Source organism: Coleofasciculus sp. E1-EBD-02, assembly GCF_040218245.1.
Classification (GTDB): domain Bacteria; phylum Cyanobacteriota; class Cyanobacteriia; order Cyanobacteriales; family Coleofasciculaceae; genus Coleofasciculus.
On sequence record NZ_JAVJQN010000075.1, the window covers coordinates 1 to 10,538 of the forward strand.

At 44.7% G+C, this 10,538-nt stretch carries 10 protein-coding genes, 1 tRNA gene and 1 pseudogene; 4 read left to right on the forward strand and 8 right to left on the reverse strand.

The features are described from left to right. Positions 1-316: 316 nt before the first annotated feature. Positions 317-736, forward strand: a complete 420-nt coding sequence (gene tnpA, locus RIC07_RS12705; RefSeq protein ID WP_446394859.1) for an IS200/IS605 family transposase — start codon at positions 317-319, stop codon at positions 734-736. Positions 737-946: 210 nt separating this feature from the next. Here tnpA and RIC07_RS12710 read toward each other — a convergent pair whose 3' ends face one another. The 7 genes and pseudogenes from RIC07_RS12710 to RIC07_RS12740 all read right to left on the reverse strand — a co-directional run bounded on the left by RIC07_RS12710 (position 947) and on the right by RIC07_RS12740 (position 8,262). Then, a complete protein-coding gene (locus RIC07_RS12710; RefSeq protein ID WP_446394860.1) occupies positions 947-2,773 on the reverse strand; it encodes an AAA-like domain-containing protein in 1,827 nt (608 codons plus the stop codon). A gap of 389 nt (positions 2,774-3,162) precedes the next feature. After that, complete coding sequence (locus RIC07_RS12715; protein ID WP_446394861.1) at positions 3,163-4,251, reverse strand: VWA domain-containing protein; 1,089 nt, start codon at positions 4,249-4,251, stop codon at positions 3,163-3,165. Between the two features lie 159 nt (positions 4,252-4,410). After that, positions 4,411-4,941 (reverse strand): annotated as a pseudogene (locus RIC07_RS12720) (AAA family ATPase); the annotation flags it as partial. A gap of 218 nt (positions 4,942-5,159) precedes the next feature. Continuing rightward, positions 5,160-5,543, reverse strand: a complete 384-nt coding sequence (locus RIC07_RS12725; RefSeq protein WP_446394862.1) for a hypothetical protein — start codon at positions 5,541-5,543, stop codon at positions 5,160-5,162. A gap of 588 nt (positions 5,544-6,131) precedes the next feature. Further along, positions 6,132-6,203: transfer RNA gene (locus RIC07_RS12730), tRNA-Val, on the reverse strand. A gap of 270 nt (positions 6,204-6,473) precedes the next feature. Next, entirely contained in the window at positions 6,474-7,205 is a 732-nt protein-coding gene (gene radC, locus RIC07_RS12735) for a RadC family protein (RefSeq protein ID WP_446394863.1), read from the reverse strand. A 295-nt stretch (positions 7,206-7,500) separates the two neighbouring features. Continuing rightward, positions 7,501-8,262, reverse strand: coding sequence for an HAD family hydrolase (locus RIC07_RS12740; protein ID WP_446394864.1), 762 nt, complete (start codon positions 8,260-8,262; stop codon positions 7,501-7,503). Positions 8,263-8,283: 21 nt separating this feature from the next. Between RIC07_RS12740 and RIC07_RS12745 the strand changes: the two genes are divergently transcribed. After that, positions 8,284-8,463 (forward strand): hypothetical protein, encoded by a 180-nt coding sequence (locus RIC07_RS12745; protein ID WP_446394865.1) that lies wholly within the window; start codon positions 8,284-8,286, stop codon positions 8,461-8,463. 499 nt (positions 8,464-8,962) lie between these two features. Further along, positions 8,963-9,454, forward strand: coding sequence for a pentapeptide repeat-containing protein (locus RIC07_RS12750; protein ID WP_446378496.1), 492 nt, complete (start codon positions 8,963-8,965; stop codon positions 9,452-9,454). A gap of 62 nt (positions 9,455-9,516) precedes the next feature. Here RIC07_RS12750 and RIC07_RS12755 read toward each other — a convergent pair whose 3' ends face one another. After that, positions 9,517-9,681 carry a hypothetical protein gene (locus RIC07_RS12755; RefSeq protein ID WP_446378494.1) on the reverse strand — a complete coding sequence of 55 codons (165 nt, stop codon included), beginning with the start codon at positions 9,679-9,681 and terminating at the stop codon, positions 9,517-9,519. A gap of 101 nt (positions 9,682-9,782) precedes the next feature. Between RIC07_RS12755 and RIC07_RS12760 the strand changes: the two genes are divergently transcribed. After that, positions 9,783-10,361: a fasciclin domain-containing protein gene (locus RIC07_RS12760; protein ID WP_446394866.1), complete on the forward strand. Its 579-nt coding sequence runs from the start codon at positions 9,783-9,785 to the stop codon at positions 10,359-10,361. Positions 10,362-10,538: the final 177 nt, after the last annotated feature.

A 10,538-nucleotide genomic window follows, 5' to 3' on the forward strand; every position in this document is an offset into this window, starting at 1 on the left:
AAAATTAATCACATAGCCTGGAACTAAAGTTCAGGCTAAAAGCTGAAACCCGTTAAAACGGGTTGAAAGCCTTACTCACTGACAGGCTCCCGGTTTTGTGCTGATGCGATCGCTCTCAGATATTAGCCCACAGAGAAATAAGGTATAATCTCGATTAGGCACGACACTATTCAAAATAATCACACGTTCATCGACTCTGGTAGATGTTTGAACCCGTTTTAACGGGTTTAAGCTTTGAGCTGGAAATTTATTTCCTAGCTCACTTCCTAGCTCATCTCCTAGCTCACCGATTTCCTAGCTCACTTCTGTAAAAATAATGTCCTTGTGGCGCACCTACTACCACCTCATTTGGGCAACAGAATCCCGTCAACCTCTGATTACTCCAGAGCGAGAATCTGAATTATACCGTTATATTATTGGCAAGGCTGATGGGATTGGTTGTATTCTCCATGCGATTGGGGGTATGGCGGATCATATTCATCTGGTGGTTTCAATTCCTCCAAAGTTATCCGTTGCCGATTTTGTCAAGACGATTAAAGGGAGTAGTGCGTATCATTTGAATCATCTGCCATCGGCTTCTTCTTTGGCGTTTAGTTGGCAACACGGATATGGGGTGTTTACCTTGGGAGGAAAACAGTTGGAAGAGGCGAAGGCTTATGTACTAAACCAGAAGGCGCACCATTTAAATGGCACGGCAATTCCCGCGTTGGAACGGGATTTTGAGGTGAATAAGTGAGTGATTGCTCCTGGAAATACGTTTCCTTAAAGCCAAGGCGAAAGCCGTTACAACAAGATTTAGCCGGGAAATAAATTTCCGGCTAAAAGCTTAAACCCGTTAAAACGGGTTGGTAGAGGTAATGATTTTGGAGGGTGCGATCGCTCGTTTTATACACCCTATTCATTTGATGACCATTAGGCAAGATATTGGAAATGATGATTGCAGTTTTTACCTAGAAATTTTTGCTAACTCTTCTTTGACCCAATCCTTATTAAATATAGATTGATAAATTAAATTGTGAACTGTTAACTTACCATTACGCTTAACCACCAAACCGGATAAACATAATTCTTTCTGCTCAGGACTATCATCAGCTAAAATTTCTCCTCTTCGTAAAATTTGCTGATAATAGCGAAGTAATGATTTTGCACCAATCTTATTACTTTTGAGTATGCGATCGCGAAGGGTTCTCAGATGTTCAGGATGATCGTTTTCTTCCCAATTTTCAATGATATGCGACCTGACTAAGTTTTTGATGTTCTGTGCTTCACTACCAGCAGGAATAGTATAGGTAATCATTTTGGTAATCTGACAAAGCTTTTGAGTCAAAAAAGGGTGACCGTTTGTCCATTTTATAATTTCTCTGAGGACAGAGCGAGGCTTTTCTACTTTACCTTCTAATCCCCGTGTTAACACCATCGCTTTGTCTAGGCTAAAGCCACGTAATTCAATCGCTTGACCAATATTAAAAGGCGTTTTTGTCTTATCTTGAATCAAATCAGAGGGCGTGGCTACACCCAACAGCGCAAACGTCAAACGCTTGTACTCTGGATTCTGGTCACGTCTGTTATAGCAGGATTGGATTAGGGCAAAAAAATCATCAGTCGGAAAACTTAATATCAGTGTAACATCAATTTCATCGATAAAAATAACAATTGGTTGAGGAATAATAGCTAACAATACTTCCTCAATAAACTTACCTAAGCGTTGTACAGGCGATAAAGATTCATGCTCTTGCCACCACGTTCTTTTGTTAATTTTACCCGATAGTTCAAACTCCCTGACTAAATAGTCAAATATGCCCCGATACCAACCTGCTGGAGTGACAACCGTACTGCCAATTAATGACAGATCAATTGCGGCACATCTTATCCCTTCTTTTTCCAATTTTTGCATGGTTTGCACTCGTAAGCTAGATGTACCCATTTGTCGGGAATTGCAGACGTAACAAAATATCCCTGCTTTCAACGCCTGATAAAGATCGTCGTCTGCTTGACGCATGACATAACTGGGAGCATCTGGAGGTAAACTTCCGCCAACCTGGTAATATGAGTGAGGTTGTTTGGTAGAGGTTGGAACTAATGATGGTATCGGTAATTGTATCCCAATAATCTCCTCCTGACTACTATCTTCAAGCACTTTGTCAAATTGAGCTTTTGCACTGGCTATGTCGTCAAGAATAAAACTTTTCATTGCCTGACTGTAAAGCAGTAAGGGTTTAAATCCAAATTCCTCTAACGGTTCTGCATAGGTTTCTACTAATGAAGTTAGGCGTAATACCTCTGCCATATCTCTTTTCTCTCTTTTCACACATTCACTGAGAACCTCTGCCAATTTTCGCCCTGCTTCAGCAGGTTGCGTATACGCCAACGCCGTCCACTCCTGCGCCTCTCGTAAATCCTGCGTAGCCGGATCATCTTCAGTAAGCTGCTGCGCTACATAATCAATCAAAAATGCCCCCAATTCCTCCAATCTTTGTTTCCCAAACTGTTCCTGCAATTCCCTGAGCAAGAGATTGCGAACCGGAATATCCATCTCATACATTTCATAGCCAACCTGCCGACATAAACGCGACAGCAATAACCGCGCTACCGCCGCCCAAGGTGTTTCCGGGATGAAGGTTGCCCAAATTTGATAGAGCAAGTCAGGGGTGAGAACTAGAGGAAAGGCGGCGTGACAAGCTAGATTTAGATGGGCTTCCCCAAATTGTTTGGCAAACCCCACAATCCGCTCAATAGCGATTCGCTTTTCTCGTTCTTGGTTCGTTGTTGCCATGATTTTGATTGGGGATTGGGATTGGGAATTGAGGCAGACACAATACTAAATAATAGTATAAGCTAGCTTTAGTAAGCTATGATAACTTTGAGTAATGGTTCGTTACGCTTCGCTCTCCTCACGATGGCGGACTGATACAGTTAAAATGGTGGAATAGATTTGATGGTTTTTTGGGCGCACGGAGCGTGCGCCCCTACGGTTTCTGGACTTAATTCTCATCCGTCAAGTTAGGTGTGCCATGCCATTATAAAGTTGACATGCATCCTAATAATTCAACCCGTTTTAACGGGTTTTAGCTTTAAGCCGGAAATTGATTTCCCGGCTTGATTTAGGTTTAGCGGATTTGAACGGGAGGTTTCCAAAATTTATTTCCCGGCTTGATTTACCCATCATCTATACATTTTATCCCCAACCCCGTATCGCCCCCGCAATACGCTAATCGCCGCATTCATCCCCTGACGACTCATCTCAAACATTGGCACAAAACGGGCAATTTCCGCCGCCGTTGTATACAACCAACTCTCATTCGGCATCGGGTTTAACCAAGCTGTATAACGCACCGATTGCTTTAACTGTTCCATCCAGTCTTGAGTCTGCTTCACCCGTTCAGCATCAAAATTCCCTCGTGCTGCACCCGCATCGCTGACAATCAAGACTACCGCCCGTTCCCCCACTTCTGCTAATACCTCATCCATTAATTGAGCATTCACTAAGGCGGGATGACGATATAAATACTCATCAACATAATCATGAAAATAAAATACACGAGTTTGTCGCAACCGCCCCCCTCGTTGGGCTGTTTCAACTAACTGTCGCGACAACCGATGAAACGGCACCATTGAACCTTCCTGATCAATCATTAACACCAAATCTGTGCGATTAATCCGACGCGGAATTAACACTGGTGTCAGTAAAATTCCTTGACGCCCCATCGTTTCCACTGTCGCCTCAATATCCAATTCTACGGGTATTCCTTCCCGTATCGGGCGACGCAAATAACGCCAGCTTTGCTTCATTTGTCGCTTAGTAACGGGGAAATATTCAGTTAGCAACATATAGCGGGGGCGTTTGAATTCTTGATCCGGTTTATGGCGACGCACCGCCTGAACCACCTGCACCGGTTCATCCATTTCCAGGGTTTGACTGGGAGATTCCTCTAACTCCTGATTTGGTTGATCGGGTTGAGATGGCGGGGATGGAGAAACAGAAGCCTGGGATGCGCGATCGCTCTCTTCCCGTGAATTGGTTTGCAAACCCCCCCACATCTGCTCAAACAGCCGTCGAATCAGGTGACATTCCGCCTCCGATGTCGCCCACACCAGACAGCACAACTGTTCCAACTCCAGCCGACTCCCCACACCCAAACCAGCTTGGAGCGATCGCACCACCACCAAATACTCATCCACGCCCAACGGTAAACCATGGCGCTGGCGCAGGCTGTTAAAAATGTCTATCAATGGCAGTTCATCATAATTCATAACGCCAATTTAAATCCGATTAAAACTCTATTAAATTTATTCTTTCATCTTAAAATTGATGCGTCTAAATAATTAGCTTTCTCAACGTAACCCGTTTTAACGGGTTTTAGCTTTGAGCCGGAAATTGATTTCCCGGCTCTCTATTTATTAAATTTTATATTACTTCAAATACCGCAAATGATCCTCCCACTTCTTCAACAACACCTCAGGAAACAGCAAATCCCCCTCAAGCAGTTTCAACACCTCATCCTGGGGAAACTGCTGCAACACGGCCACCCAATCCAATAACTCACTCGTACTCACCTTTTTACCCGACTTCCCCTTCACCATCTTCTCTCGCAACTCAGCAAATCGCTCTACCGCCGCCTCAACTAACGCTGGCGTCAATGCCGGAAAATGAGCGTTAATAATCTCAACTAACAGGTTTGACCCCGGAAACTCAATATAATGAAACAGACAACGACGCAAAAAAGCATCTGGTAAATCTTTTTCATCATTGCTGGTAATAAACACAATCGGCGGATAAACTGCCTTAACCTTTTCCCCCGTTTCCTCAATAACAAATGTCTGCTCGTCAAGTTCCCGCAACAAATCGTTAGGGAAATCGATATCCGCTTTATCAATTTCATCAATTAGCACCACGGTGCGCTGATTATTTTTAAACGCCCGTCCTAATGCCCCCATGGACACTCTACTCTCTGCTTAATAGGGAAGACAAGGGAGACAAGTAATACCGAGTTGCGCTCAAACGTAGTAGATAGGAAGAGCAGGGGGATCTAAAAAGGGGGAGTGTCGCTTAGTCTAATAAGCTGTCATGCATTTGAATTGGATATTAGTAGCGAGCAAGATGCTCGCACTACAAGGAGTTCGTCATTATTGACATTAAGAGCCTTAAATGAACGATGCTTTTATTCCAAGAATCCATCGAGTCCTTCCGCCATTAACTGGAGTTGTGAAGCCTTCAACTCCACTAACTCTGTTTCCTTCGCTTGAAGTTCTTGCTCTAAAACAGACATTTGTTGCGCTGTTATCGCCGCCTGATGAGCCGACTGTCGCCAACCCCTAACCGCAACATATCCCACAGACGTTCCTAAACTGAGCAAGGTTGCCAAACCCAGGTAAGGAGCGGCTATATCTTTAACTTTACCGGAAAATATCGGTTCATTCTCCGAGGAAATTTGTATCGGCGAAGACCCCACAAATAGAAGGGGAGAAGTCAAAATTAAGAATGTAGAACCCAAAATCATAACCGGGGTCAGGAAAAACTTTTTCACGATTGAAGGGGGAGTCATAATTCACCAGGTTTGAAAATAGCACTTCAATGAAATTGTCCGAATCGTTTGCTAGTTAACAAACGCATTTCCCTTGGGCATCACATGATTTTTCCGTAACTACATCCTCTGACAAAGCGTTACTAAATTATGTTCCATGAGGCTCTTAATCGAGTGTCGTTTCCTGAAAGTTAAACCTTGAAAATGCTTGCATCGTCAGCGTTTCAGCAATGCGTAAATAGTTACTTTATTTGGGCGGCGCTGTAATCAGATAATTGAGGATTTATCCTCTTTTGACGGAATACAAGTTTCTGATAGGGTGGGAATTCTGAGAGTGAAAACTAAACAGCACTCTATTGATTTTTGTAGAGAAAAATCAGCGATCGCTGAAAGCGCAATGATTAGGTATTGTCATGAAACTTAAATGGAATGCCACTGACTTAAGCTGGGTTCGTAGTAGGCACTTTAGTGCCAGAAGCGCTAAAGCGCTTACTACAAACTCTAAAGTCAGTGGCATTCGACTTAAGGTTGGTGGGCAATGCCCACCCTACGGTATATCAAAGGTTTCGGTGATTCCCTAATGCTTATTTCAGTGCCATTCAACTTAAATGGGCGATACTGGACTCGAACCAGTGACCCCTTCCGTGTGAAGGAAGTGCGCTACCACTGTGCTAATCGCCCCTAGCCCACTAAATTAACATAGCGCCGTCTTAAACTACAACTCACACTATTAAATAGGGGCTGCTGAATAAGTCTTGTGGTGGGGAGAGGGAATAGGGAATAGGCTTTCTTGCAATGGTTTCAACACTCTGTAGAGGGAAGATTCTGTGTTCGCGAAGGCTTGCAATCCAAGAATTTTGAGCGTCTAGGTGTAAAAACCTTGCACTTGTTGGGTGGAAAAATGGCTGAAAACCATTGTATAGTATAGCTTTCAGATTAATGCAGCAAGCCCTAAATATCTTGTGGATATTCCTTCCACAATGAAGTGGTGTGATGTAGACTCCGGTGATTGCCATTTCCCAAAATCAGGTGATCTACTAAAGGTGTTTCGATTAGCAGTGCCCCCTGCAAAAGCTGTTTAGTCAAATAAATGTCCTTCTCAGAAGGTTCAACACTACCCGTTGGATGACTATGCCCTACAATAAACCGCGTCGCCCCATGGCGCAAGACGGCTTGTAAAATCTCGCGAGGACAGGCTAATGTCTCTGTTGCTGTACCAACGGAGATGAGTTTAATCCCCAATAAGTGATTTTTCACATCCAACAGCAATACAGCAAAACGTTCTTGAGTTTGCCACATTAACTCATGACTGAAAGCTGCCGCCGCCGCCATGGGATTGTCAATTATCGTACCTTCTGTGGGGCGAGACTGAAAGGCGCGTTTTCCCAGTTCAATGGCGGCTAGCATGGTGGTGGCTTTGGCAGGTCCGACGCCATGGATACGCATTAACTCTTGGGGTGATATATCTCGCAATACCGCCATAGGATCGCGTTCATCTTGACTTAATTGCTGCAAAATATATTGTCCCAAACCTACTGCTGAAAGTTTACCTTTCCCCTGACCTGTGGCAAGCAAAATAGCAATCAGTTCCGCTGTCGCCAAATTTTTGGCACCGATCGCCATTAATCGTTCGCGTGGACGTTCGCTAACAGGAATATCGGTAATTCTAAGGCTATAGGTCATAACGCTACCCTATCACTGCGGGACAAGCCGATCATTATCAGGTTTGGTTGAATACTTACACGTTGGTACTGCCGAAGGCAAATGACTCCAAGGTAAGAACTAAGGTGGCACGGTAAAAGTCAAGAATCACTGTCTAGAGGGACATGATATCATGGCTGAGATATTATTGCTATAATAATAGAATTTTGGACTCAGATTTGTAAAGTTAGGTGATTGGGGAAGAGGGAATGTGGCGTCTGACCCACTATTAACTGTAGTCTTTTCACCGTTAACTGTGGTGACAGCAAGGGACACCCTAACGGTGATGGAGATGATTCAGGAGTTCTATATCAACATATTGGTTATCTCCAGCATCTCCGGCGAGAACGGTAAAGGGTTGATCAGGTTCTCCGAGATGATTTAATACGAGTACTGCCTGAGTAAAATCTTGGTCTTTTGTATAATTGTTGACTGTAATGAGTGTCATGATACCTGCTTGTGTAGCCGCCATTAAACCCTGATCAGAATCTTCGATCGCCAAACAATCGTGGGGTGGTAAATCCATTTGCCGCAGTACATGGTTGTAAATATCGGGGGCGGGTTTTTTGGCGGGGACGATATCACCCGCCGCAATCAGGTCAAACCACGCCGGACTCTCATCCCCTAGGGTATGCTGCAAAAGGGCAGTTACATTAGTAGGGGCGGTAGTGGTGGCGATCGCTAACCGTATCCCTTGCGATCGCGCCGCTTTAATCAATCGTTGCACACCAGGACGTAGGGGGATAGAACCCGTGGCGATAAGTTGCTGATAATGGTGAGTTTTCGCCCGATGCAGATTGGCAATGAACTCGTCGAAATTGCCAGAAGGTTGGAAATCGGGGTGGTATTGCTTCAAATAATAGCGGATACGTTCCTTACCGCCAGCAACCGCTAATAGTTCACCATAGAGGGAAACAGACCAATCCCAATCGAATCCAGCTTCGGCAAAGGCGCGGTTAAAGGCGACGCGGTGTCCGTCTTGTTCTGTATTTGCTAATGTCCCATCAACGTCAAAGATTAATGCTCGAAGTTTGGTCATTGGTCATTGGTGATTGGTCTTATGTCAGCAACTATACCGACAGAAGATGTAAACACGCAAGCGGCTTTTGGCAGCGAACAAAACCTTTCTTTGTCAAAAGACTCGGACAAACAAGGTGAAATCCCCCGACTTTTAAGCGGGGGATTAGCTTATCCAATCAAGGGATTATTAGGCGTTTTTCGTAATTTGATGATTAATTAATCGTATTTTAATCGGCACAGTTCTTAGATTATCAAGAAACCTCTTGAAGCTTATCTACCCTAAGAAAGAAGGCTTATGTGCTATTTACATTACTTAAATAAATGAGAGATTATTTTCCTCTGTTAAGGTGAAAGGATGGTTTGCACTCTCGGATGCACGCCTCCCTTATGAGTGGAGTCGTGCGGGCATCTGGTGGGCAACCTACCTAGGTGTTGTGCGCTGATCTACTGGACTGAAACAGCTAAAATGGTGGCATAGATTTTACGATTAAATCGGGCGCACGTCGGTGCGCCCCTACAGTTTCTGGGCGTAAGCGTCATCCATCTTACTTAGGTGTGCCACACCACTACCCATATCTTGCCCGCTAACCTACCTATGTCTCATGCGCTAACCTACCCATGTCTTGAACGCTTGCCTACCCTCGCCGCCTGAATGTTACCGGATAAACCCCAATCAGATTTAAGATGGACAAGAATTAAGGTCAATCAGGCAATTTGAGATGATTCTTCGGCAACTGATAGCATTCCTAGTCGCGATCGCTCTATTCGTTCATCCTCTATCTGCTCAAGCGGCTGACTATCCACCTCCCTTATCCTACAGTCACGCCCAACTCACAGGCAAAGACTTTTCCGGTCAAAATTTACAGACGGCTGAATTTGCTAATGCCAATTTACAGTTAAGTAATTTTGCTTATGCTGACTTGCGAGGTGCTATTTTTAGTGGTTCGGTGATGACTCATGCCAATTTGCATGGTGCGGATTTAAGCTATGGCATGTTAGATCAGGCAGATTTGACGGGTGCAGATTTAAGTGATGTGATTTTAGTCGAAACCCTCTTACTTGGATCAGTATTTGATAATACATTAATTACGGGGGCTGACTTCACTGATGCTCTCTTAGATGGCGCACAACTGAAACATTTATGTCAGCAGGCGTCAGGGATTAATCCTAAAACTGGCGTAGCCACAAGCGATTCTCTTGGTTGTTCTTAATGTTTGATTTACGGGGACGGATGATGAGGGAATTGAGGAATTTTTTTAGGAGATTAAAGGCATTAAAGGCATTCAATAAGCTGGATGTTTTGTTGTGTCAATCGCTCAACTTGTCGCCGTTCCCGTTCCTCAGGAGTCAAAACCCAGTCACCATCTGTATCATACCAGCGCAACCAGACGCGATCGCTCTCCCGATAAAATCCTTGCCAAAGTCCTAACTGAATCAAAGCAGACGTAACACTGTACCTGAGAAAGAAGCATAGGGTCGGAATTCAGACTAAAGTAGTATACAAATCGTTATAAATACCTGCTCTGAGGAGAAAAATTCATGCCAGCCCGCTCTTTTACTTCCACATTGAGGAAACTAACCGCCTGCTTAGGTCTAGCCAGTCTCGGTACCGCGATCGCATTACCCGCCAACAGCGTCACCGACTCTCCTCGCCTCTTAAAGGCAGAACCCGGACTCCACCTGATTGCTCAACGAGGCGTAAACAATATAGCTGATGAACTCGAAACCGCCAACGACGCTTTCTCCACCCTAACGGCTGCGATCAAAGCCGCCGGACTCACTTCAGCACTGGCGGGGAGGAGACCGATTACCATTTTTGCCCCCACCGATGAAGCCTTTGCTGCTTTACCAGAGGGAACTGTGGCAACGTTGCTTCAACCCCAAAACCGATCGCGATTAACTGAAATCCTTACCTATCACGTTGTCCCCGGTAACATTAACACCTTTGGCTTAACTCCCGGTTCGACCTTGCGGTTAACCACCCTCGCGGGTAAACCCGTAACCATACGAGTCAGCGATGCTAGCGAAGTTTCGGTCAATGGTATACCCGTCGTGATGGCAGATATTCCTGCCTCTAACGGCATGATTCACGGGCTTAACGGGGTTCTATTACCCTAATGGAGATCCGCTGTAGGGGCTTGGTTACCCATCCGCGTCAACTTAAGGTGAATCCCCACACTGCTAATGTAGTATGGTTTTGTAGTATAGGCTCAGTTTAAGATTAGCATTATTTTAGGAGATAGCGCTACTTGAGGATACCTGTGCTACATTTGGTCATAGTAAACCATTGAGTAG